Below are 22830 nucleotides of genomic sequence, written 5' to 3'. Positions count from 1 at the left end.
AGGAGTTCATCGCGATGGCCTTGCTACAACTGGAGCGCATCAGCGCACGGTACCCAGGCGCCACAGAACCGGTACTGTCTGATATTTCACTCGAACTTGGGCCCCGGCAATTGCTGGTGGCCCTCGGCCCGTCCGGCAGTGGCAAGACTTCGCTGTTGAACCTGATTGCCGGTTTTGTCGAGCCCTCTGCCGGGCGCATCAGCCTCGATGGCGTGCCAGTCAAAGGCCCGAGCGCCGAACGCGGCGTGGTGTTCCAGGACGATGCTCTGCTGCCCTGGCAGGACGTGCTGGCCAATGTCGGCTTCGGCCTGGAGCTGGCCGGCGTGAGCAAGGCGCAACGCGAAGTGCGCGCCCGGGAAATGCTCGCGCTGGTGGACCTGGCCGGTTTCGACAGCCGGCGCATCTGGCAACTGTCCGGCGGCCAGAAGCAACGCGTCGGCCTGGCCCGCGCCCTGGCGGCAGACCCGCGTGTACTGCTGATGGACGAACCCTTCGGCGCCCTCGATGCATTCACCCGCGAACAGATGCAGGAGCTGCTGCTGCAAGTCTGGCGGCGCACGGCCAAGCCGGTGTTCCTGATCACCCATGACATCGAAGAAGCGGTGTTCCTTGCCACCGATCTGATCCTGCTGGCGCCCAACCCCGGTCAGATCGTCGAGCGCCTGCACCTGGATTTCGGTCAACGTTATGCGGCCGGCGAGTCGGCGCGAGCGATCAAATCCGACCCGCGCTTTATCGAAACCCGCGAACACGTGCTGGGCAAAGTGTTCTCCCAACGGCAGGTGTCCGCATGAGCAGCTACGAACTTCCCGCCACGGTCGCCAAGCCGGTGGCGCGCACCGTTATCCCGCTGCGGCGCAGCCTGAGTACGCGTTGGATCAGCCTGTTGACGCTGGTTGCCTTGCTGGTGATCTGGTGGGCGGTGACCGCCAGCGGCCTGATCGAACCATTGTTCCTGCCGCCACCGTCCGCCGTGCTGCAAAAAGGCTGGTTGCTGGCGACCACGGGCTATATGGATTCCACCTTGTGGCAGCACCTCGGCGCGAGCCTCGAACGCATCGGCCTGGGCCTGGGCTTTGCGGTGCTAACCGCGGTCCCGGTGGGGATTGCCATCGGCTCGAACCGTATCGCGCGGGGCATTCTCGACCCGTTGATCGAGTTCTACCGGCCGATTCCACCCCTGGCCTACCTGCCGCTGATCGTGATCTGGTGCGGCATCGGCGAGCTGTCTAAAGTGCTGCTGATCTACCTGGCGATCTTTGCCCCGATTGCCATCGCGACCGCGACCGGCGTGCGTACCGTCGACCCGACCAAGCTGCGTGCCGCGCAGTCGCTGGGGGCCACGCGCGCCCAGCTGATTCGCCACGTGATCCTGCCGAGCGCGCTGCCCGACATCCTCACCGGCGTGCGTATCGGGCTGGGAGTTGGCTGGTCGACCTTGGTCGCCGCCGAGCTGATCGCCGCCACCAGCGGCCTGGGCTTCATGGTGCAGTCGGCGGCGCAGTTCCTGGTCACCGATGTCGTGGTGCTGGGGATTCTGGTGATCGCACTGATCGCCTTCGCCATGGAAATGGGCCTGCGGGCCCTGCAGCGTAAATGGGTGCCGTGGCATGGCCAGGCACACTGAGTGATGAGAACCCAATGAGCAGCCTGACGGTTACCCCATTAAGCACCGCCCTCGGCGCGCAGATCAGTGGCGTCGATATCACTCAACCGCTGAGCCCCGAACAGCGCGACGCCATCGAACAGGCGTTGCTCACTCATTCGGTGGTGTTTTTCCGCGACCAGCCGCTCACCCCGCAGCAACAAGCACGCTTCGCGGCGAACTTCGGCGATCTGCACATTCATCCGATCTACCCCAACGTGCCGGAACAGCCTGAAGTGCTGATCCTCGACACCGCCGTCACCGACGTGCGCGACAACGCCGTCTGGCACACCGACGTGACCTTCCTGCCCACCCCGGCCCTCGGCGCGGTGCTGAGTGCCAAGCAACTGCCGGCGTTTGGCGGCGACACGCTGTGGGCCAGCGGGATTGCTGCGTATGCGGCCCTATCCGAGCCGCTGAAGAGGCTGCTCGACGGGCTCACCGCCACGCACGATTTCACCAAGTCCTTCCCGCTGGAGCGCTTTGGCAACACTGCCGAAGACCTGGCGCGCTGGGAAGAAACCCGCAAGAAGAACCCGCCGCTGTCGCACCCGGTGGTACGCACCCACCCGGTGAGTGGGCGCAAGTCGCTGTTTGTCAGCGAGGGCTTCACCACCAGAATCAACGAGCTGGAAGCGGCGGAAAGCGAGGCGATCTTGAAGCTGCTGTTCGCCCACGCGACACGCCCGGAGTTCACGATTCGCTGGCGCTGGCAGGAGAATGACGTGGCCTTCTGGGATAACCGCGTCACCCAGCATTACGCGGTGGACGACTACCGGCCGCAGCGGCGGGTGATGCATCGGGCGACGATTCTTGGCGATGTGCCGTTCTGAGCCGAACACGACAGTCGCCACACTGAAGACAAAATGTGGGAGGGGGCTTGCCCCCGATTGCGCTGTATCAGTCAATGCATGTACTGACTGACCCACCGCCATCGGGGGCAAGCCCCCTCCCACATTGACCGGGTCGTGCCGGATTATTCAGCCGTCGATGGCTTTTCCCACAAGTTGATCCCGCCTTCCAACGCGAACCGATCGATCTCCGCCAGTTCTTCGGCGGTAAAGCTCAAGTTCTTCAGCGCCCCGACGTTTTCAATGATCTGCTCCGGCCGGCTCGCGCCGATCAGCGCACTGGTTACCCGTGGGTCACGCAGGGTCCAGGCCAGAGCCAGTTGGGCCAGGCTTTGGCCACGGCGCTTGGCGATTTCATTCAGCGCGCGCACGTGAGCGAGGTTGGCTTCGGACAAGTGCTTGGCCTGCAACGAACCGCCGCCGGGGCGATTGACCCGTGCATCGGCCGGCACGCCATTGAGGTACTTGTCGGTCAGCAGCCCCTGGGCCAACGGCGTGAACGCGATCACCCCGGCGCCGAGGGCTTCGGTGGTGTCGAGCAGGTCTTTTTCCACCCAGCGGTTGAGCAGGTTGTAGGCCGGCTGATGGATCAGCAGCGGGACTTTCCACTCGTTGAGCAAGGCGGCGATTTCGCGGGTTTTCACCCCGGAGTAGGAAGAAATACCGATGTACAACGCCTTGCCTTGCTGCACAGCGGTGGCGAGGGCGCTGGCGGTTTCTTCCAGGGGAGTGTCGGCGTCGAAGCGGTGCGAGTAGAAAATATCCACATAGTCGACGCCCAGGCGCTGCAGGCTCTGGTCCAGGCTCGCCAGGATGTATTTGCGCGAACCGCCGCCCTGGCCATAAGGGCCGGGCCACATGTCCCAACCGGCCTTGCTGGAGATGATCAATTCGTCGCGGTAATGCTTGAAGTCTTCGCGCAGCAAACGCCCGAAGTTGATCTCGGCGCTGCCATAGGGCGGGCCGTAGTTGTTGGCCAGGTCGAAGTGGTTGATCCCCAGGTCGAACGCGGTGCGCAGCAGGGCGCGCTGGGTGTCGATCGGGGTGCTGTCGCCAAAGTTGTGCCACAGCCCCAGGGACAGTGCCGGCAGCACCAAGCCACTGCGGCCGACGCGGCGATACGGAATAGATTCGTAGCGGTTTTCGGCAGCGATATAAGTCATCGAATCCTCTCTTGGACGGGGGCAAATAAGGCCTGGGAATAAGCCTATTCCCAGGCCTTTTAAGCAGCTGAATCGCTTAACGTTGCCTTTCCGTTTTACAGCAAACTCCTACCAAAGTGGAACGACATAGCTGACATAAAAGCGGTTTTCATCCTGCACGGTGGCACCGGTAATGTCTGGGCTGGCGTGGGCGTTTTTCCAGGTCACGCCCAGGCCCTTGAGGGTGCCGGTCGGCACTTGGTAGGCCACGGCAACGTTGCGTTCCCATTCGCTGGTAGTGCCCTGTGCGGTGCGGATGTCATCGCCGTGGGCATAGGCCGCGGAGAACGTCAGGCCGTTGAGGCCCAGTTTGCCGAAGTCATATTTGTATTGCGCCAGCCAGGTGCGTTCGCCGGCGTGCTGGAATTTGTTCAACTGCATGTTGGTCAGCGCCGGGGTGTCGGCACCCGAGCCGGGGCCCTGGCGGCTGTCGCCGCTGTTCAGGCCGGAATCCAGGTAGGGGAAGTCGCTGCTGCCGCTGTTTTTCTGGATGCCGAGGCCGACGGTATGACCTTCCAGGCTGTAGCTTTCCAACAGGCTGACGGTGGACTGGTTGATGCGGCCCTTGTTCACGCCATCGCCATAGACCCCCGCCGCGGCATAATCCTTGTCGCCATCGGCGTTACCGCCCACCCCCAGGCTGCGGAACATACGCACATCGGTGTCGATCGCACCGACCGACAACGCGTCATGGCGCTTGGCACCGAGGAAGAATTGTTGGTAGTAATCCTCAAGGTTGGAATACCACAGGCTGACGGTGGTGCCCGGCAAGCCGGTGTAGTCGGCACCGCCGAAGAGGAAGCGGTCGCTTTCCTTGGTGCCGCCCGCGGTGATCATGCCCTGGTCGCCGGTTTCATTGCGGATCTTGGTCTTGAAGATATCGCCACCGGTGAAGGTGAAGTCGCTGAGGTCCTTGGAGACCAGTTGCACACCGGTGTTGGTCTGCTGGTACAGGCGGCCGTCGGTGTTGGCCAGCACCGGGTTGTTGCCATACAGCGTACCGACCCGCAGTTCATCCTTGGCGAAGCGCATTTTGAACGTCGGGCTCAGCACGCCGAACTGGTCAGCGGATTTACCGTCGTCCAGCGGGAACATGCTGCCGGGGTAGCGGCCCTGGTGATTCTTGTCATTGAGGTCGCCGCCGGAGTCCAGTTTCAAACCGTAGAACGCCTGCAAGTCGAGGCCGAAACCCACGGGGCCTTCGGTGTAGCCGGACTTGAAGTTGAACTCGAAACCCTGGCCCCAATCGCGAACGCTGTGGGCCTTGGCGTTGCTGCCGACCACGTCACGCCCCTGCTGGTTGAGATAGCGGTTGAGCAGGGTCACATCGGCGTGGCTGTCATCGATAAAATCGGCATGGGCGGACAACATAAAGCTCGCCATGGCGACACCGACCATGGGGCTTAATAACGTCTTCATTGTTACCGGTCTCCGTCACTGTTCTGAAATGAAAGCGTCAAACGCTTCACACAATTACGCAGTGGCTAGATGACAGTTGCGCGTCAAAACGCGGCGGGGGCACATGAAATTAAGTTTAAGAAAGCCCCGTAATAGAGGCTTTGCGTGGGGGTAAAGCGCGCCCTGCCCACGCGGGAGCAGGGCTTGGAACATCAACGCACCAAGTGCAGGAACTGCAGGTGGCGCTCGTACTGGTCGAGAATATCGTTGATGACCTGCTCCTTGGTATAGCCCACCAGATCGTAGTCCTGGCTGCCCTCGCTCAAGTGGACTTCGGCCCGGTAGTAGCGACGGTTGTTGAGCTCCTTGGAACCCATGCCACCACGGGCAAATGACGGCGTGAAGTACCCGCGCATTTGTACCTGATAAACGAACGGATGCTCTTCGCCATGGCCGATTTCCAGGCTGACGCTGTCGTTGGACGGGTCAGGCTGGGTCACCACATTCAGGCCCTTCTCGACGAACACGGCGGTCACTTCTTCAATCGCCGGGCGTACCGTCGACTCAAGGAAGCGGTACACCTCATCGCGCGACGGGAAATGCACCGCCTGGCTCAAACGCTGGCGCCAGCCGCCACGGCCCTTGCGCGCCGCGGACACCGGGGCCAACGAATGCAGTTGGGCGATCTGCTTCTGCGATTCGAGGTAGAAGGCTTTGTGCAGCCCCCACATCATCAGCAGCAGGATCAACGAGAACGGCAACGAGGTCAGCACCACCGCCGATTTCAGCGAATCGATACTGCCTGCAAACAGCAAGGCACTGGTCACCAGCGCGGTCATCGCGCCCCAGAACACCCGCAGCCACTTCGGCCCGTCTTCATCGGCGTTGCCGCCTTTGGATGACAGCGTGGATAGCACCACGGTGCCGGAGTCGGCGGAGGTGACGAAGAACACGAAGCTGATAAACACCGTGACCGCGATCACCGTCTTGCTCCACGGGTAGGTTTCCAGCAGCAGGTAGAGGCTCATCGACGGGTCATCGATGGCCGACTGGCCGAGCGCCGTCATCCCGTGATTGAGCACCTGGTCGATGGCGCTGTTGCCGAAGATCGACATCCACGCCAGGGTGAAACCCAGCGGGATCAGCAGCACGCCAAACACGAATTCGCGGATGGTGCGGCCACGGGAAATACGCGCGATAAACAGGCCCACGAACGGCGACCAGGCAATCCACCAGGCCCAGTAGAACACGGTCCAGCCACCCAGCCAGTCGCTCGGCTTGTCGTAGGCGTAGACGTCGAAACTCTTGGTCGGCAGTGCGCCGAGGTAGTCGCCGATGTTCTGGATCAGGGTGTTGAGCAAGTGCTGGGTGGGCCCGGCGAACAACACGAACAGCAGCAGCGCACAGGCCAGCAGCATGTTGATGTCGGACATCACGCGCACGCCCTTGTCCACGCCAGCCACCGCCACCAGGATCGCCGCCCCCATCATCAGGGTGATCAGGCCGACCTGGATCCACTGGGTGTGGGCAATGCCAAACAGGTAATCCAACCCGGCGTTGAGGTGCAGCACACCGAAGCCCATGTCGGCACCGAGGCCGAACACCGTGGCGATGATGCCGAAGCCGTCCACCGCGTAGCCGATCGGGCCGTTGATGCGCTTGCCGATCAGCGGGTACAGCGCCGAACGCAACGCCAGCGGCAGGTTATGCCGGTAGGCGAAGTACGCGAGGGCCATGCCGACAAAGGCGAACACGCCCCAGCCATGCAGGCCCCAGTGCAGAAACAGGATCTGCATGGCCTGGCGCGCGGCATCGGCGTTCATCGCCGCGCCCTGGGGCGGTTGCACCAGGTGCGTCAGCGGCTCGGAGACGCAAAAGAAAAACAGCGTGATGCTGATCCCTGCGGCGAACAGCATGCCGGCCCAGGACAGGTAACTGAACTCGGGCTCGTCGTGGTCGGCACCGAGTTTTATCTTGCCGTAGCCCGATAGCGCGGTGACCACCACGAAGACCAGATACAGAGTCATCGCGAGCATGTAGTACCAGCCGACCGTATTGGCCGCCCAGTTTTGCGCCGCCAACAGCCAGGCACCGGCCTGTTGCGGGATGGCGATGACAGTGATGCCGAACAGCAGGATGAAGCTTGCGGCGAAATAGAACACGGGCGCATTCATACGCACCAGACCGCTGGGTGGGGTGGTCGATGCACTCATGAACGATGCACCCCTGAGGTGTGAGATGTGACTGTGAATAACGGACTCAGCAAAGGTAAGCCTCCTGTTGTGAGCGGGCAGCGAACCACCGATTTAACTTGAACGAACGTTCAAGTTAAACATGGATAGGCGGTTTTGGACTAATCGCAGGGCTGAGTGGTAGGTGATTCCTACACTAGCTCAAGGACTGGTATGACGCCTGGGCGAGGCAAATCGTTCAGCGGTTGCCGACTGAAATACCGCTCACATTTGAAATACAGTCAACCTGTGGGAGGGGGCTTGCCCCCGATTGCGGTGGGTCAGCCAGCACATGCATTGAGCGGCCCACCGCTATCGGGAGCAAGCTCCCTCCCACAGGGTTTTGTGTGATCGATAGGCCGCAAGGCTGAGGGGTAGGTGTGATTGAACGAGGCAAATCATCCAGCGGTTGCAGGCTCAAATACGGTTCACATTTGAAACGCAGTCAACCTGTGGGAGGGGGCTTGCCCCCGATTGCGTGGGTCAGCCAGCACAGGCATTGAGCGGCCCACCGCTATCGGGAGCAAGCTCCCTCCCACAGGGTTTTGTGTGATCGATAGGCCGCAAGGCTGAGGGGTAGGTGATTGAACGAGGCAAATCATCCAGCGGTTGCAGGCTCAAATACGGTTCACATTTGAAACGCAGTCAACCTGTGGGAGGGGGCTTGCCCCCGATTGCGGTGGGTCAGCCAGCACAGGCATTGAGCGGCCCACCGCTATCGGGAGCAAGCTCCCTCCCCAGGGTTTTGTGTGATCGATAGGCCGCAAGGCTGAGGGGTAGGTGATTGAACGAGGCAAATCATCCAGCGGTTGCAGGCTCAAATACGGTTCACATTTGAAACGCAGTCACCCTGTGGGAGGGGGCTTGCCCCCGATTGCGGTGGGTCAGCCAGCACATGCATTGAGCGGCCCACCGCTATCGGGAGCAAGCTCCCTCCCACAGGGTTTTGTGTGATCGATAGGCCGCAAGGCTGAGGGGTAGGTGATTGAACGAGGCAAATCATCCAGCGGTTGCAGGCTCAAATACGGTTCACATTTGAAACGCAGTCAACCTGTGGGAGGGGGCTTGCCCCCGATTGCGGTGGGTCAGCCAGCACAGGCATTGAGCGGCCCACCGCTATCGGGAGCAAGCTCCCTCCCACAGGGTTTTGTGTGATCGATAGGCCGCAAGACTGAGGGGTAGGTGATTGAACGAGGCAAATCATCCAGCGGTTGCCGACTCAAACACGGTTCACATTTGAAACGCAGTCACCCTGTGGGAGGGGGCTTGCCCCCGATTGCGGTAGGTCAGCCAGCACATTCATTGAGCGGCCCACCGCTATCGGGAGCAAGCTCCCTCCCACAGGGTTTTGTGTGATCGATAGGCCGCAAGGCTGAGGGGTAGGTGATTGAACGAGGCAAATCATCCAGCGGTTGCAGGCTCAAACACGGTTCACATTTGAAACGCAGTCACCCTGTGGGAGGGGGCTTGCCCCCGATTGCGGTGGGTCAGCCAGCACATGCATTGAGCGGCCCACCGCTATCGGGAGCAAGCTCCCTCCCACAGGTTTGTGTGTGATGTTTAAGGGCGTGCGTTACTTTTGGGTGCCGTCGTCATGCTGCAGATTCGCCTGCGTGATGTTCGCCCCCACCGGTACGCTGCGGGTCAGCCACACGTTGCCGCCAATGGTCGAGCCCTTGCCGATGGTGATCCGCCCGAGGATCGTCGCCCCGGCATAGATCACCACGTCGTCCTCGACGATCGGATGGCGTGGATGGCCTTTCTGCAACTGCCCATCCTCATCCGCCGGGAAGCGCTTGGCGCCCAACGTCACCGCCTGGTAGATACGCACGCGCTCGCCGATGATCGCGGTTTCGCCAATCACCACACCCGTGCCGTGGTCGATAAAGAAACTCGGGCCGATCTGCGCGCCGGGGTGTATGTCGATGCCGGTGGCCGAGTGGGCGATCTCCGCGCTGATGCGCGCCAACAACGGCAGGCCGGCGCGGTACAGATGGTGGGCCAGGCGATGGTGAATCACCGCCAGTATCCCCGGATAGCACAACAGCACTTCATCCACGCTGCGCGCAGCCGGGTCGCCGTGGTAGGCGGCCAGCACATCGGTGTCCAACAGGCTGCGCAGGGACGGCAAGGCCAGGGCGAAATCCTGGATCAGGCGGATGGCGCGGGCGTCGACCTCGCAGTCATCCTGGCCGCTCTGGCGCGCGGCGTAGCGCAGTTCCAGGCGCGCTTGGCCGAGCAAGGCATTCAAGGCGACGTCGAGGGTATGGCCGACGTAGAAATCTTCACTTTCCTCACGCAGGTCCACCGGCCCCAGGCGCATCGGAAACAGCGCGCCGCACAGCGCTTCGAGGATCTGCGCCACGGCCTCGCGCGAAGGCAGCTCGCGACCGCCATGCTCGCCACTCATGCGGCCATTGCGTGCTCGCCACTGGTCCCGCGCGCTGCGCAGTTGGCTGACAATGGTGGGTAATTGCCAATGACTGGAACGCTCACTCACGGTATTCACTCCTGACAAAATGGCCATCACTTTACGATAGGCACCCCGGCCGCTCTTAAGAACCAATGGTGCGATGCTAAGAACCATCAAGCATAAACGATTGGCGGTTGCCCGATGAAAAGTGCCTGCCTATAGTCGCCCCATCACTTAGCAACCGTGCGTAGCCATGATCAAACAACAGCTCGACCGTTTTAACCGCCTGGAACTGCTGGGCGGCGCCACTGCCCTGGAAAAACTCGAGCGGCTGTCGACCTGGCTGGGCAGGGACATCTACGTCAAGCGCGACGACACCACACCGCTGGCCATGGGCGGCAACAAGCTGCGCAAACTCGAATACCTGGCGGCCGATGCCATCGCCCAGGGCGCCGATACCCTGGTGACCGCCGGGGCCATCCAGTCCAACCACGTGCGCCAGACCGCCGCGCTGGCCGCCAAGCTGGGCCTGGGCTGCGTCGCCCTGCTCGAGAACCCCACCGGCACCGAAGACCCCAACTACCTCGGCAACGGCAACCGTCTGCTGCTGGACCTGTTCGACGCCAAGGTCGAGTTGGTAGAGAACCTCGACAACGCCGACGACCAGCTCAACGCCCTCGCCGATCGCCTGCGCAGCAACGGCAAGAAGCCGTACCTGGTGCCCATCGGCGGCTCCAATGCGCTCGGCGCCCTGGGTTATGTGCGGGCCGGGCTGGAACTGGCTGCGCAGATCGAAGACAGCGGTCTGGAATTCGCCGCCGTGGTCTTGGCCTCGGGCAGTGCGGGCACCCACAGTGGCCTGGCCCTGGCGTTGAGCGAAGTGCTGCCGAACTTGCCGGTCGTCGGCGTTACCGTGTCGCGCACCGACGAAGCTCAACGCCCGAAAGTGCAGGGCCTGGCCGAGCGCACCGCCGCGTTGCTCGGTGTGGACATCCCCGAGGCCTTCAAGGTGATCCTGTGGGACGAATACTTCGGCCCGCGTTATGGTGAACCGAACGCCGGCACCCTTTCAGCGGTCAAGCTATTGGCGAGCCAGGAAGGCTTGCTGCTCGACCCGGTCTACACTGGCAAGGCCATGGCCGGCTTGCTGGACGGTATCGGGCGTCAGCGCTTTGAGGATGGCCCGATCATTTTCCTGCATACCGGTGGGGCGCCGGCGTTGTTTGCTTACAACGCCGTATTTAACTGAATAAACAGGGATCAACATGTGGGAGGGGGCTTGCCCCCGATAGCGGTGGGTCAGTGATACATGCGTAAGCTGACACGGCCCTATCGGGGGCAAGCCCCCTCCCACAATTGGATTGAGTGCATGTTCAAAAATAGAATATCAATTTAGATTTATATTATTTTCAAGTCTTAAAAACCGGCTTTATCATCGCGCCGTAGGCGAAGACGCGCTACGCGCTTTAAGGCAGGATACGTCTACCGCGTCACCTGCTTCGCTCAACATAACAACACAGGGGCTCTTCATGACTATTTCTGTATTCCGTCGCACATTGCTGGTCGGCACACTGGGCCTGGCCCTCGGCGCTGGTTGGTTGGGCCAGGCCGTGGCCGGCGAACAGTTGGGCAACATCAAAAAAGCCGGTGAGATCAAGATCGGTCTCGAAGGCACTTACCCACCGTTCAGCTTTGTCGACGAAAGCGGCAAGCTCAGCGGTTTCGAGGTCGAGCTGTCGGAGGCGCTGGCCAAGGAGCTGGGCGTCAAGGTCAAACTGCAGGCCACGCCATGGGACGGCATCCTCGCCGCCCTGGAATCCAAGCGCCTGGATGCGGTCGTCAACCAAGTGACCATCTCCGAAGAGCGCAAGAAGAAGTACGACTTTTCCAAGCCTTATACCGTCTCCGGTATCCAGGCCCTGACCCTGGCCAAAAACGTCGACACCATCAAGACCGCCGACGACCTGGCCGGCAAGAAAGTCGGCGTGGGCCTGGGCACCAACTACGAACAATGGCTCAAGGACAATCAGCCCAAAGCCATCATCAAGACCTACAACGATGACCCTACCAAGTTCCAGGACCTGCGCATCGGCCGCATCGACGCGATTCTGATCGACCGCCTCGCCGCACTCGAATACGCCAAGAAAGCCAAGGACACTGCCGCCGCCGGCGACGCCTTCTCCCGCCAGGAAGCCGGTATTGCCCTGCGCAAAGGCGAGCCGGAATTGCTCGAGGCCGTGAACAAGGCGCTCGACAAACTGCGCGCCGACGGCACCTTGAAGAAGCTGTCCGAGAAGTACTTCAACGCTGACGTCACTCAATAATGGAAGCAGGTTTCCAACTCGCGCTGGACTCCGCGCCCTTTCTGCTCAAGGGCGCGTATTTCACGGTAATCCTCAGCCTCGGCGGGATGTTTTTCGGCTTGCTGCTGGGCTTCGGCCTGGCCTTGATGCGCCTGTCGCGCTTCATGCTGCTGCGCGGCGTCGCTCGCGTCTACGTGTCGTTCTTTCGCGGCACGCCCCTGCTGGTGCAACTGTTCCTGATCTACTACGGCTTGCCGCAAGTGGGCATCGAGCTGGACCCGATCCCGGCCGCCATGATCGGCTTCTCGCTGAACATGGCCGCCTACGCCTGTGAAATCCTGCGTGCCGCCATCGCGTCCATCGAGCGCGGCCAGTGGGAAGCCGCGGCCAGTATCGGCATGACCCGCGCGCAGACCCTGCGCCGGGCCATCCTGCCGCAAGCGATGCGTACCGCGTTGCCGCCGCTGGGCAACAGCTTTATTTCGCTGGTCAAGGACACCGCGCTGGCGGCCACCATCCAGGTGCCCGAGCTGTTCCGCCAGGCGCAACTGGTGTCGGCGCGCACCTTCGAAATCTTCACCATGTATCTGTCCGCCGCCCTGATCTACTGGGTCCTGGCAAGCATCCTGGCGCATTTTCAAAATCGTCTGGAAGACCGGGTCAACCGGCATGACCTGGAGTCTTGAAGCATGATCGTGGTTGAAAAACTGACCAAACAATTCAACGGCCAGGTGGTGCTCAACGGCATCGACCTGGAGGTCAAGGAAGGCGAAGTCGTCGCCATCATCGGCCCCAGCGGCTCCGGCAAGACCACGTTCCTGCGCTGCCTGAACTTCCTCGAAACCCCCACCAGCGGTCGCATCAAGGTCGGTGACATCGAGATCGACAGCAGCAAACCGCTCAACCAGCAACAGGGCCTGGTGCGGCGTCTGCGCCAGCACGTGGGTTTTGTGTTCCAGAACTTCAACCTGTTCCCGCACCGCACCGCGCTGGAAAACGTCATCGAAGGCCCGACCGTGGTCAAGAAGATGCCCCGCGAGGCCGCGACCGCCCTGGGCCGCACGCTGTTGGCGCGGGTCGGCCTGGCCGGCAAGGAAGACGCCTACCCCCGGCGCCTCTCCGGCGGCCAGCAACAGCGCGTGGCGATTGCCCGGGCGTTGGCCATGGAGCCGGAGGTGATCCTGTTCGACGAACCCACCTCGGCCCTCGACCCGGAACTGGTGGGCGAAGTGCTGGCGACCATTCGCAGCCTGGCCGAAGAAAACCGCACCATGGTGATCGTCACCCACGAAATGAGCTTTGCCCGGGATGTCGCCAACCGGGTGATCTTCTTCGACAAAGGGGTGATCGTGGAGCAAGGCGAGGCCAAGGCGTTGTTCGCCAACCCCAGGGAAGAACGCACGAAACAGTTCCTGAGCAAGTTTCTCGCGCATTGACGCGCGCCCACCGGCAGCACAACGCGTGTGGGGGAGCCCGCTCCCGCACACGCCCGGCCTGCCTGGGTAAAACAGCCCCTGCGCCACCCCCGAAATTCCCGCGCCCAGTCAGACCGTTCTGAATCGTCCCAAACCCGCCGTTTAGCCTTTTGCCGCCATTGACGCCCTCCGGCCAACGCTCTTATCTAGCGCCCAGAGGATTGGATCCTATCCCGGCTTTTCACTGAATCGTTCCTTTCGGCCCCCGTCGCGTTCCCGCGCCAAGGGTCCGGAACGATTGCTGCTGGCTGCATCAAGGAGATTACTATGACGCGCACCGCAACCCCGGCCCTGCTCACTGCCCCGACCCTGCCCCAGGCACTTGGCAACGGCATCAACGCCCTGGCCGCCACACAGCTGCAAGTCGACATCGCGCCCTACCCCGGCATGGATGAGGGTGACCTGATCGAGCTGTTCTGGAACAACTGCTTTGCCGACTCGCGGCGTATCACCGCGTGCAAGGTCGGCACCGCCACCCAACTGCGGGTGCCGGAAAGCTTTGTGCAGGACGGCCATGCGCGGGTTCACTACCAGGTCATGCAGATCGGCCACGGCCCCGCACGCTCAGCGGTGACCACGGTGCAGGTCAAGACCAACTACCCGGGCGGCCAACCGAGCGCGCTGTACAGCGACGAAAACCAGAACCTCGCCCCTGTGGGCCTGCCCGACATGATTCGTCGCTACGGCGTCAACAGCAGCCAGGTGCGGCGCGGTATTCCGCTGACCATCGAACCCTACCTGAACATGACCCGCGGCGACGCCATCACCCTGCGCTGGGGCGATGCGCGCCTGGACCTGCCGAAAATCCAGGCCCGAGCCGTCGGCATCGCGGTGCAGGTGTGGGTGCCGTCGGCGATCATCATCGAAGCCGGCGACGACAGCCGGCTGGACGTCACGTACTGCATTCTCGATCGGGTGGGCAATAACTCACGCTGGGCGCCGGCCCGCACACTGCGCATCGCCGCCTATGTGCCGGCGACGCCGAAGCGCCCTTCCAGCGCCGCGCAGATCTATCAACCGCGTCGCCCCTGAAGCGTGGGTAACGGCCCTTCTATGTATATTCCTAAAAGTTAGTTTATTTAAATATTTAACACGTTTAGGGTATATAAACCGGACCACCGGACATTCCTGATTGTTTTGTTTCCATTTCATTGAATGCGAGGTCGGTATGGTCAGCATTACCCCGGTGCAGAACGCCAGGGCATTACGTGCAGCCAAGGAGCGGCGCTGATGTCTAACTTGGCTCTAACACCCCCCCAGAGTGATCTGGACGTCGCCCCCCTGCTGTTGCCGGCCGTTGTACTGCGCAACGATGCCCAAGCGCTGAGCGCGGCCCATGAGTTGGCCCAGGCCGCGCGCGTACAGGCCGCCAAGCGCGACCAGCAGCGCAAGCTGCCCTGGGCGCAGATCGAACAATTCACCCGCAGTGGTCTGGGCAGTATTTCCATTCCCCGCGAGTACGGCGGCCCGCAGGTGTCGTTCACCACCCTGGCCGAAGTCTTCGCGATCATCAGCGCGGCCGACCCGGCCCTCGGGCAGATCCCGCAGAACCATTTCGGCATCCTGCACCTGCTGCAGGGCGCGGCCACCGAGCGCCAGAAAAAACAGCTGTTCCAGAGCGTGCTCGACGGCTGGCGCATCGGTAACGGCGGCCCGGAGCGCGGCACCAAAAACACCCTGGAGCTCAAGGCGCGGATCAGCGCCGAAGGCGACGGTTATGTGATCAGCGGCCAGAAGTTCTACTCCACCGGCGCCCTGTTCGCCCATTGGGTCGCGGTGAAGGCGCTGAACGATGACGGCAGGCAGGTCATGGCGTTTGTGCGCCGTGGCACGCAAGGGCTGCGCATCGTCGACGATTGGTCCGGCTTCGGCCAACGCACCACCGCCAGTGGCACCGTGCTGCTCGACCGGGTGCCGGTGGACGCAGAGCTGGTGGTCGAAAACTGGCGCCTCGGCCAAAGCCCGAATATCCAGGGCGCGGTCTCGCAATTGATCCAGGCAGCCATCGATGCCGGCATTGCCCGTGGCGCGCTGGATGACACCATTGCGTTCGTCCGCGAGCGCTCACGCCCGTGGATCGACGCGAAGGTCGAACGCGCCAGCGATGACCTGTATGTGATCGCCGACATCGGCAAATTGAAGATCGAACTGCACGCCGCCGAAGCCCTGCTGCGCAAGGCCGGCCAGGTGCTGGACCAGGTCAGCGCCGCGCCGATCACCGCGCAGTCCGCCGCACGCGCCTCGATTGCCGTGGCCGAGGCCAAGGTGTTGACCACCGAAGTGTCGCTGCTGGCCAGCGAAAAACTCTTCGAACTGGCCGGCAGCCGCGCCACCCTCGCCGAATTCAACCTCGACCGCCACTGGCGCAATGCCCGGGTCCACACCCTGCACGACCCGGTGCGCTGGAAGTATCACGCGGTGGGCGCTTATCGCCTGAACGGCACATTGCCGGCTCGTCACTCCTGGATCTAACCGCCCAGAACACTTTTTCCACGCGCTTCTGGAGAACACCGATGACTTTATCTACCCACGTCGCGCTCATCACCAGCGACGAACAAGCCCTGATTATCGCCAGCGACCTGGCTGAAGACCTGCGCCGCGACAGCGCCCAGCGCGACCGCGAGCGCCGCCTGCCGCTGCCCGAACTGGACGTATTTTCGCGCTCCGGCCTGTGGGGCATCAGCGTGCCGAAAGCCTATGGCGGCGCTGGCGTGTCCAACGTCACCCTGGCCAAGGTCATCGCGCTGATCGCCCAGGCCGACGCCTCGCTGGGCCAGATCCCGCAAAACCATTTCTACGCCCTCGAAGTGCTGCGCGTGAACGGCAGCCCCGCGCAGCAACAACGCCTGTACGCCGAGGTGCTGGCCGGCCAGCGCTTCGGCAACGCCCTGGCGGAACTCGGCACCAAGACCGCCCACGACCGCGTGACCCGCCTCACCCGCGACGGCGACGGTTTTCGGATCAATGGCCGCAAGTTCTACGCCACCGGCGCGATCTACGCGCAACGCATCCCGACCTCCGTGGTGGACGAAAACGGCATCCAGCACCTGGCCTTCGTGCCCCGCGACAGCGCGGGCCTGACGGTGATCGACGACTGGAGCGGCTTCGGCCAGCGCACCACCGGCAGCGGTTCGGTGGTGTTCGACAACGTGCGGGTCGCAGCGCACGACGTGCTCCCGTTCCAGAGCGCCTTCGAACGCCCGACCACCGTCGGCCCGCTAGCGCAGATCCTCCACGCCGCCATCGACACCGGCATCGCCCGCGCCGCCTTCGAGGACGCGCTGCACTTTGTACGCACCAAGACCCGCCCGTGGATCGACTCCGGCAGCGACAAGGCCAGCGAAGACCCACTGACGCTGAAGAGCTTCGGCCACTTGAGCATTCGCCTGCACGCCGCCGAAGCCTTGCTGGAGCGCGCGGGCGCGTTTCTCGACCGCGCCCAGGCCGACAGCCACGCCGAGACCGTGGCCGCCGCCTCGATCGCGGTCGCCGAAGCACGCGCCCTGAGTACCGAAATTTCCCTGGCGGCCGGCAGCACCCTGTTCGAACTGGCCGGCAGCCAGGCGACCCTGGCCGAGCACGGCCTCGATCGCCACTGGCGCAACGCCCGCGTGCATACCCTGCACGACCCGGTGCGCTGGAAATACCACGCCGTGGGTAATTACTACCTCAACGATGAAAAACCGCCACTGCGGGGAACCATCTGAATGGCGAAGAAAAAAATCCTGCTCAATGCCTTCAACATGAACTGCATCGGGCATATCAATCACGGCTTGTGGACGCACCCGCGGGACACGTCCACCCAGTACAAAACCCTCGAGTATTGGACCGACCTGGCGCGAACCCTGGAGCGCGGGCTGTTCGACGGGTTGTTCATTGCCGATATCGTCGGCGTCTACGACGTGTACCAGGACGCCATCGACGTGCCGCTCAAAGAGTCGATCCAACTGCCGGTCAACGACCCGTTGCTGCTGCTCTCGGCCATGGCCGCCGTGACCCAACACCTCGGTTTCGGCCTGACCGCCAACCTGACCTACGAGCCGCCGTATCTGTTCGCCCGGCGCATGTCCACCCTCGACCACCTGAGCCGTGGTCGGGTCGGCTGGAACATCGTCACCGGCTACCTCGACAGCGCCGCCAAGGCCATGGGCCTGACCGAACAGGTCGAACATGACCGACGCTACGACCAGGCCGATGAGTATCTGCAGGTGCTGTACAAACTCTGGGAAGGCAGCTGGGAAGACGACGCCGTGCTCAACGATCCGCAGGCGCGGGTGTATGCGCAGCCGGGCAAGGTGCACAAAGTCGAGCACCACGGTGAGTTCTACCAGGTGGAGGGTTATCACCTGTGCGAACCGTCGCCGCAACGCACACCGCTGCTGTTCCAGGCTGGCACTTCGGCGCGTGGCCTGGTGTTCGCCGGGCGGCATGCCGAGTGCGTGTTCATCAGCGGGCGGGACAAGGCCAGCACCCGGCTCCAGGTGGACAAGGTGCGCGCCAGCGCCGTGGCGGCCGGGCGCAACCCGCACGACATCAAGGTGTTCATGGGCCTCAACGTGATCGTTGGCGCCACTGAGGAACTGGCCTGGGCCAAGCACGCCGAGTACCTGAGCTATGCCAGCGCGGAAGCCGGCGTGGCGCATTTCTCGGCGTCCACGGCGATCGATTTTTCCCAGTACGCCCTCGACGAACCGATCCAGTACGTGAAGAGCAACGCGATCCAGTCCGCCACCCAGCACCTGCAGAACAACGATTGGACCCGCCGCAAATTGCTTGAGCAGCACGCCCTCGGCGGGCGCTACATCACCGTGGTCGGCTCGCCCGAGCAGGTGGCGGACGAACTGGAATCCTGGGTCGCTGAAACCGGCCTGGATGGCTTCAACCTCACGCGCATCGTCACCCCGGAAAGCTATGTGGACTTCATCGACCTGGTGGTGCCGGAGTTGCAGAAGCGCGGGTCGTACAAGACCGCTTACGACACCGGAACGCTGCGGGAAAAAGTCTTCCACGCCAGCGCCCGCCTGCCCGAACAACACACCGGCGCCACCTACCGACACTGATCGAAAAATGTGGGAGGGGGCTTGCCCCCGATAGCGGTGGTTCAGTCACCTGCATCGTTTGCTGAACCACCGCAATCGGGGGCAAGCCCCCTCCCACATGGGATCTCTATTGTTTGCACCCATCACTTATGACTGGAACTCGATTATGAAAAAGACCCTGTTGTCCCACCCAGTCAAAGCCCTGGCCCTGGCCTTCGGGTTGTTCAGTTCGACGCTGTTCGCCGCCGAAGCGCCGCTGAAAGTCGGCACCACCGCGGCCTTCGCGATTCCCCTGGAAGCCGCCGTGGCCGAGGCCGGCAAGCAAGGTTTGAACGTCGAGCTGGTGGAGTTCACCGACTGGATCGCGCCCAACGTCAGCCTGGCCGCCGGCGATATCGACGTGAACTACTTCCAGCACATCCCCTTCCTGGAAAACGCCAAGGCCGCCGCCGGGTTTGATCTGGTGCCGTATGCACCGGGCATCATCAATAACGTCGGGCTGTATTCGAAAAAATACAAAAGCTTCAACGACCTGCCCCAAGGCGCCAGCGTGGCGATTGCCAACGACCCGATCAACAGCGGGCGCGGCCTGCAACTGCTGGCCAAGGCGGGGCTGATCACGCTCAAGCCGGGCGTGGGTTACAAGGCCACCGAAGAAGACATCATCGCCAACCCGAAGCAGCTCAAGATCCTGCAAGTCGAGGCCGTGCAGTTGGTGCGCGCGTATGACGATGCGGATCTGGTGCAGGGTTATCCGGCGTACATCCGCCTGTCCAAGACCTTCGATGCCGAGTCGGCGCTGCTGTTCGACGGCCTCGACCACCCGGAATACGTGATCCAGTTCGTGATCCAGCCGAAAGCCAAAACCGACCCGCGGGTGATCAAGTTCGTCGACCTCTACCAACACTCGCCGGTGGTGCGCGCCGCCCTGGATAAATCCCTCGGCAAGCTCTACCAAGTCGGCTGGGAGGGTTGAACATGACGGCCGCCAACATCCAACTGCGCGACCTGGGCACACCACCCAGGAACGCCGAGCAGACTGAACTGCATCCGCACCTCAACCGCGCCCATGTGCGTTTTATCAACCTGGGCAAGACCTATGACGGCACGGTACACGCGCTGCAAGGCATCGACCTGGCCATCCAGCGCGGCGAAGTGTTCGGCATCATCGGCCGCAGCGGCGCCGGCAAGTCGTCGCTGATCCGCACCATCAACCGCCTGGAACAGCCCAGCAGCGGGCGCGTGCTGATCGATCAGGTCGACATCGGCGCGTTCGACGAAGACCGCCTGGTGGCGCTGCGGCGGCGCATCGGCATGATCTTCCAGCACTTCAACCTGATGTCGGCCAAGACCGTGTGGCAGAACGTCGAGTTGCCGCTCAAAGTCGCCGGCGTCCCCAAGTTGCAGCGCGAGCAGAAAGTGCGTGAACTGCTGGAGCTGGTGGGCCTGAAGGACAAGCACAAGGCCTACCCGGCGCAACTCTCCGGCGGGCAGAAACAGCGCGTGGGCATCGCCCGTTCGCTGGTCCACGACCCAGAGATTCTGCTGTGCGACGAGGCCACCTCGGCCCTCGACCCGGAGACCACCCAATCGATCCTCGGCCTGCTGCGCGAGATCAACCAACGGCTGGGCCTGACCATCGTGTTGATCACCCATGAGATGGCGGTGATTCGCGAGATCTGCGACCGCGTGGTGGTGCTCGAACACGGGCGCATCGTCGAGCAAGGCCCGGTGTGGGAAGTATTCGGCAACCCGCGGCATGAGGTCAGCCGAACCCTGCTGGCGCCGCTGCAACACGGCCTGTCGGAAGAACTGCAAAGCCGCCTGCAACCCACGCCGGCCTCGGCTGACGCCGCGCTGGTACTGCGCTTGCAGTTCACCGGCAGCGCCACCGATGAACCCGACCTGGCCGCGCTGTTCGGCGCCCTCGGCGGGCGCGTGCGCTTGCTGCAAGGCGGCGTGGAACGGATTCAGGGACATGCCCTGGGGCAATTGCTGCTGGCGGTGAATGGCTCGCCCCATGACCCCGACACACTGCGCAGCCGCGCCGGGCATTGGGCACAACAGGTGGAGGTGTTGGGTTATGTGGTTTGATCGTTTAGTGCAGGGCGCCATCGACACGCTGTTGATGGTCGGCGTGTCGTCGCTGATCGCGTTGCTGGTGGGGATTCCGCTGGCGGTGTACCTGGTCACCAGCGACAAGGGCGGCATCTACCAGGCTCCGGCGCTGAACCGGGTGCTGGGGGCGTTCGTCAATCTGTTCCGCTCGATTCCGTTTCTGATCCTGATGGTGGCGCTGATCCCCTTCACCCGGCTGATCGTCGGCACCACCTACGGCGTGTGGGCGGCGGTAGTGCCGCTGACCATCGCCGCGACGCCGTTCTTTGCGCGCATCGCCGAAGTGAGCCTGCGCGAAGTCGACCACGGCTTGATCGAAGCCGCACAAGCCATGGGCTGCCGGCGCTGGCACATCATCTGGCACGTACTGTTGCCCGAAGCGCTACCGGGGATTGTCGGCGGGTTCACCATCACCCTGGTGACCATGATCAACTCGTCGGCCATGGCTGGGGCGATTGGTGCAGGTGGGTTGGGGGATATTGCCTACCGCTATGGTTATCAGCGCTTTGATACGCAGATCATGCTCACAGTGATTGTGCTGCTGGTGCTGCTGGTGGCGGTGATTCAGCTGGGCGGAGACCGCTTGGCGCGGGGGCTGAACAAGCGCTGAGCACTCGTTTGTACCTGTCAAGGTTGACAGTTGTTGGAGGGGGGTTATGCAGGTTTAATCGGCTCGACACCGTTTGCGACGGATCAGGGAGCGAATGCCATGTCCACTGTAACCACCCGCGCCAGGTGCGCGACGCTGGTGTTGGCGCTGGCCGCCGTCACGCTTGGCGATGCAGCGGCAATTCCGCTTCACCGGCGAGATTCAACAACTACCGTTAACGACGCCTTCACGTTCAACAAAGGAGGGATCTTTAACTGGGGTAATAATGTGTTTACACAGAAGCTCCAATACAAATAGACACTGACTGACATGTAGTGTGAGTGGACTTCCACCCTCACCCTTACTCATCACTGTGATTAATTCACAAAGCGCGGGGGCTGAACACGCGCTGAGCACTCGTTTGGACCTGTCAAGGTCGACAGTTGTTGGAGGGGGCTTATGCAGGTTTAATCGACTCGACACCGTCTGCGACGAATCAGGGAGCGAATACCATGTCTACTATAACCACCTGCGCCAGGTGCGCGACGCTGGTGTTGGCACTGGCCGCCGTCACGCTTGGCGATGCAGCGGCAATTCCGCTTCACGGGCAAAATTCGACAACTACCGTTAACAATTCTCCCCGCGGCAGGCTCACACTCATCCAGCTTTCCGCTTCGAGGGAGATTCTTTATCGATCCTTTGGGCCACTCCGCTTCGTAAATCTCACTGATTAATTCAAGCGCAATCTGTTGCCCGAAGCGCTGCCGGGGATTGTCGGCGGGGGGCTCAATAAGCGCCTTCAGGCGCAGTCGACTGGACATGGGATATAGTCAGCATTTGGCCCTCGAAGCATCCCCCATGAAACTCGCCCCCGACGACCTCAACCAGATCACCGCCACCACCCTCGACCACTACAACAGCGTGGCCGAGGACTTCCGTGAAGGCACCCGCGATCACGATGTGAGCCAGAACATCGACGCGCTGCTGCGGCATATCCAGGGCGCGGCGCCGTTTACCGTGCTGGACTTCGGCTGCGGGCCGGGGCGGGATTTGCAGACCTTTACGCGCATGGGCCACATCGCCGTGGGCCTCGACGGCTCCGAGCGCTTTGCGCAGATGGCGCGCGAAGACAGCGGCTGCGAGGTGCTGCAGCAGGACTTCCTGAAGCTGGACCTACCCAACGCACGCTTCGACGGGATCTTTGCCAATGCGGTGCTGTTTCACATTCCCAAGCAGGAACTGCCGCGTGTGCTCAAGCAACTGCATGGCGCGCTGAAACCGGGCGGGGTGTTGTTCAGTTCCAATCCACGCGGTGACAACCGCGAAGGCTGGAATGGGCCGCGATATGGGTCTTATCACGACTTGGAAGCGTGGCAATCGTTGCTGACCGCCGCCGGTTTTGTGGAACTGGAGCACTACTATCGCCCAGCCGGACTACCCCGCGAGCAGCAGCCCTGGTTGGCCAGCGTCTGGCGCAAAACCTGAATAACCGCCTGACAATACATTCCAAATGTGGGAGGGGGCTTGCTCCCGATAGCGCTGGGTCAGTCAAAGTTGCGCCAACTG

The 22830-nt window shown here is 62.4% G+C and carries 20 protein-coding genes; 16 read left to right on the top strand and 4 right to left on the bottom strand.

What is annotated here, in order from left to right; genetic code table 11:
• The first annotated feature begins 14 nt into the window (after positions 1-14).
• From tauB to tauD, 3 genes are read left to right on the top strand one after another with little or no spacing between them, the layout of a single operon-like run.
• Positions 15-794: a taurine ABC transporter ATP-binding subunit gene (gene tauB, locus MOQ67_RS02390; protein WP_017848579.1), complete on the top strand. Its 780-nt coding sequence runs from the start codon at positions 15-17 to the stop codon at positions 792-794.
• Positions 791-1627 carry a taurine ABC transporter permease TauC gene (gene tauC / locus MOQ67_RS02385; RefSeq protein ID WP_198718762.1) on the top strand — a complete coding sequence of 279 codons (837 nt, stop codon included), beginning with the start codon at positions 791-793 and terminating at the stop codon, positions 1625-1627. The genes tauB and tauC overlap by 4 nt, the downstream gene beginning before the upstream one ends.
• Positions 1628-1641: 14 nt before the next feature.
• The gene (gene tauD, locus MOQ67_RS02380; protein ID WP_079442629.1) at positions 1642-2478 is read left to right on the top strand and encodes a taurine dioxygenase; all 837 of its coding nucleotides are present in this window, start codon (positions 1642-1644) and stop codon (positions 2476-2478) included.
• A 143-nt stretch (positions 2479-2621) separates the two neighbouring features.
• Here the strand turns inward: tauD and mgrA are convergent, their stop codons facing one another.
• From mgrA to epsC, 4 genes are all read right to left on the bottom strand, one after another.
• Positions 2622-3659, bottom strand: a complete 1038-nt coding sequence (mgrA, locus tag MOQ67_RS02375) for an L-glyceraldehyde 3-phosphate reductase (RefSeq protein WP_017848582.1) — start codon at positions 3657-3659, stop codon at positions 2622-2624.
• Positions 3660-3767: 108 nt separating this feature from the next.
• Positions 3768-5096: an OprD family outer membrane porin gene (locus MOQ67_RS02370; RefSeq protein WP_104904126.1), complete on the bottom strand. Its 1329-nt coding sequence runs from the start codon at positions 5094-5096 to the stop codon at positions 3768-3770.
• A gap of 212 nt (positions 5097-5308) precedes the next feature.
• Positions 5309-7270 (bottom strand): choline transporter BetT, encoded by a 1962-nt coding sequence (gene betT, locus MOQ67_RS02365; protein ID WP_017848584.1) that lies wholly within the window; start codon positions 7268-7270, stop codon positions 5309-5311.
• 1630 nt (positions 7271-8900) lie between these two features.
• Positions 8901-9827, bottom strand: coding sequence for a serine O-acetyltransferase EpsC (epsC, locus tag MOQ67_RS02360; RefSeq protein WP_046488766.1), 927 nt, complete (start codon positions 9825-9827; stop codon positions 8901-8903).
• A 166-nt stretch (positions 9828-9993) separates the two neighbouring features.
• Here epsC and MOQ67_RS02355 point away from each other — a divergent pair, with 166 nt between their 5' ends.
• From MOQ67_RS02355 to MOQ67_RS02295, 13 genes are all read left to right on the top strand, one after another.
• Positions 9994-10989: a D-cysteine desulfhydrase gene (locus MOQ67_RS02355; RefSeq protein ID WP_046385058.1), complete on the top strand. Its 996-nt coding sequence runs from the start codon at positions 9994-9996 to the stop codon at positions 10987-10989.
• Between the two features lie 280 nt (positions 10990-11269).
• Positions 11270-12064, top strand: a complete 795-nt coding sequence (tcyJ, locus tag MOQ67_RS02350; RefSeq protein WP_017848587.1) for a cystine ABC transporter substrate-binding protein — start codon at positions 11270-11272, stop codon at positions 12062-12064.
• A complete protein-coding gene (gene tcyL, locus MOQ67_RS02345; RefSeq protein ID WP_017848588.1) occupies positions 12064-12729 on the top strand; it encodes a cystine ABC transporter permease in 666 nt (221 codons plus the stop codon). The genes tcyJ and tcyL overlap by 1 nt, the downstream gene beginning before the upstream one ends.
• A gap of 3 nt (positions 12730-12732) precedes the next feature.
• Positions 12733-13479, top strand: a complete 747-nt coding sequence (tcyN, locus tag MOQ67_RS02340; RefSeq protein WP_046385059.1) for an L-cystine ABC transporter ATP-binding protein TcyN — start codon at positions 12733-12735, stop codon at positions 13477-13479.
• 306 nt (positions 13480-13785) lie between these two features.
• A complete protein-coding gene (locus MOQ67_RS02335; protein WP_017848590.1) occupies positions 13786-14550 on the top strand; it encodes a hypothetical protein in 765 nt (254 codons plus the stop codon).
• Positions 14551-14748: 198 nt separating this feature from the next.
• Positions 14749-15990 carry an SfnB family sulfur acquisition oxidoreductase gene (locus tag MOQ67_RS02330; protein WP_198717103.1) on the top strand — a complete coding sequence of 414 codons (1242 nt, stop codon included), beginning with the start codon at positions 14749-14751 and terminating at the stop codon, positions 15988-15990.
• A 41-nt stretch (positions 15991-16031) separates the two neighbouring features.
• A complete protein-coding gene (locus tag MOQ67_RS02325; protein WP_198717104.1) occupies positions 16032-17225 on the top strand; it encodes an SfnB family sulfur acquisition oxidoreductase in 1194 nt (397 codons plus the stop codon).
• Positions 17226-18578: an LLM class flavin-dependent oxidoreductase gene (locus MOQ67_RS02320; RefSeq protein ID WP_198717105.1), complete on the top strand. Its 1353-nt coding sequence runs from the start codon at positions 17226-17228 to the stop codon at positions 18576-18578.
• A gap of 145 nt (positions 18579-18723) precedes the next feature.
• Positions 18724-19533, top strand: a complete 810-nt coding sequence (locus MOQ67_RS02315; protein WP_198717684.1) for a MetQ/NlpA family ABC transporter substrate-binding protein — start codon at positions 18724-18726, stop codon at positions 19531-19533.
• 2 nt (positions 19534-19535) lie between these two features.
• On the top strand, positions 19536-20651 hold the full coding sequence (locus MOQ67_RS02310) for a methionine ABC transporter ATP-binding protein (RefSeq protein WP_017848595.1): 1116 nt from the start codon (positions 19536-19538) through the stop codon (positions 20649-20651).
• The gene (locus MOQ67_RS02305; RefSeq protein WP_198717685.1) at positions 20641-21285 is read left to right on the top strand and encodes a methionine ABC transporter permease; all 645 of its coding nucleotides are present in this window, start codon (positions 20641-20643) and stop codon (positions 21283-21285) included. Before MOQ67_RS02310 ends, MOQ67_RS02305 begins: the two co-directional genes overlap by 11 nt.
• Positions 21286-21384: 99 nt before the next feature.
• Complete coding sequence (locus MOQ67_RS02300) at positions 21385-21582, top strand: hypothetical protein (RefSeq protein WP_126585945.1); 198 nt, start codon at positions 21385-21387, stop codon at positions 21580-21582.
• 540 nt (positions 21583-22122) lie between these two features.
• Positions 22123-22749, top strand: coding sequence for a class I SAM-dependent methyltransferase (locus MOQ67_RS02295; protein ID WP_046385066.1), 627 nt, complete (start codon positions 22123-22125; stop codon positions 22747-22749).
• Positions 22750-22830 lie beyond the last annotated feature (81 nt).

The sequence above is a fragment of the Pseudomonas sp. LY-1 genome (assembly GCF_053502595.1).
The sequence above is the reverse complement of the archived record's forward strand: the minus strand, read 5'-3'. Positions and strand labels throughout refer to the sequence as shown.

Excerpts from the sequence above, each read along its gene's own strand:
- MOQ67_RS02335 (WP_017848590.1), top strand. The coding sequence starts at position 13,786 with ATGACGCGCACCGCAACCCCGGCCCTGCTCACTGCCCCGACCCTGCCC.
- MOQ67_RS02355 (WP_046385058.1), top strand. The coding sequence starts at position 9,994 with ATGATCAAACAACAGCTCGACCGTTTTAACCGCCTGGAACTGCTGGGC.
- tcyJ (WP_017848587.1), top strand. The coding sequence starts at position 11,270 with ATGACTATTTCTGTATTCCGTCGCACATTGCTGGTCGGCACACTGGGC.
- tcyN (WP_046385059.1), top strand. The coding sequence starts at position 12,733 with ATGATCGTGGTTGAAAAACTGACCAAACAATTCAACGGCCAGGTGGTG.
- MOQ67_RS02320 (WP_198717105.1), top strand. The coding sequence starts at position 17,226 with ATGGCGAAGAAAAAAATCCTGCTCAATGCCTTCAACATGAACTGCATC.
- tauB (WP_017848579.1), top strand. The coding sequence starts at position 15 with ATGGCCTTGCTACAACTGGAGCGCATCAGCGCACGGTACCCAGGCGCC.
- MOQ67_RS02370 (WP_104904126.1), bottom strand. The coding sequence starts at position 5,096 with ATGGTCGGTGTCGCCATGGCGAGCTTTATGTTGTCCGCCCATGCCGAT.
- MOQ67_RS02305 (WP_198717685.1), top strand. The coding sequence starts at position 20,641 with ATGTGGTTTGATCGTTTAGTGCAGGGCGCCATCGACACGCTGTTGATG.
- betT (WP_017848584.1), bottom strand. The coding sequence starts at position 7,270 with ATGAATGCGCCCGTGTTCTATTTCGCCGCAAGCTTCATCCTGCTGTTC.
- MOQ67_RS02300 (WP_126585945.1), top strand. The coding sequence starts at position 21,385 with ATGTCCACTGTAACCACCCGCGCCAGGTGCGCGACGCTGGTGTTGGCG.
- MOQ67_RS02330 (WP_198717103.1), top strand. The coding sequence starts at position 14,749 with ATGTCTAACTTGGCTCTAACACCCCCCCAGAGTGATCTGGACGTCGCC.
- tcyL (WP_017848588.1), top strand. The coding sequence starts at position 12,064 with ATGGAAGCAGGTTTCCAACTCGCGCTGGACTCCGCGCCCTTTCTGCTC.
- mgrA (WP_017848582.1), bottom strand. The coding sequence starts at position 3,659 with ATGACTTATATCGCTGCCGAAAACCGCTACGAATCTATTCCGTATCGC.
- MOQ67_RS02315 (WP_198717684.1), top strand. The coding sequence starts at position 18,724 with ATGAAAAAGACCCTGTTGTCCCACCCAGTCAAAGCCCTGGCCCTGGCC.
- MOQ67_RS02325 (WP_198717104.1), top strand. The coding sequence starts at position 16,032 with ATGACTTTATCTACCCACGTCGCGCTCATCACCAGCGACGAACAAGCC.
- tauC (WP_198718762.1), top strand. The coding sequence starts at position 791 with ATGAGCAGCTACGAACTTCCCGCCACGGTCGCCAAGCCGGTGGCGCGC.
- MOQ67_RS02295 (WP_046385066.1), top strand. The coding sequence starts at position 22,123 with ATGAAACTCGCCCCCGACGACCTCAACCAGATCACCGCCACCACCCTC.
- tauD (WP_079442629.1), top strand. The coding sequence starts at position 1,642 with ATGAGCAGCCTGACGGTTACCCCATTAAGCACCGCCCTCGGCGCGCAG.
- MOQ67_RS02310 (WP_017848595.1), top strand. The coding sequence starts at position 19,536 with ATGACGGCCGCCAACATCCAACTGCGCGACCTGGGCACACCACCCAGG.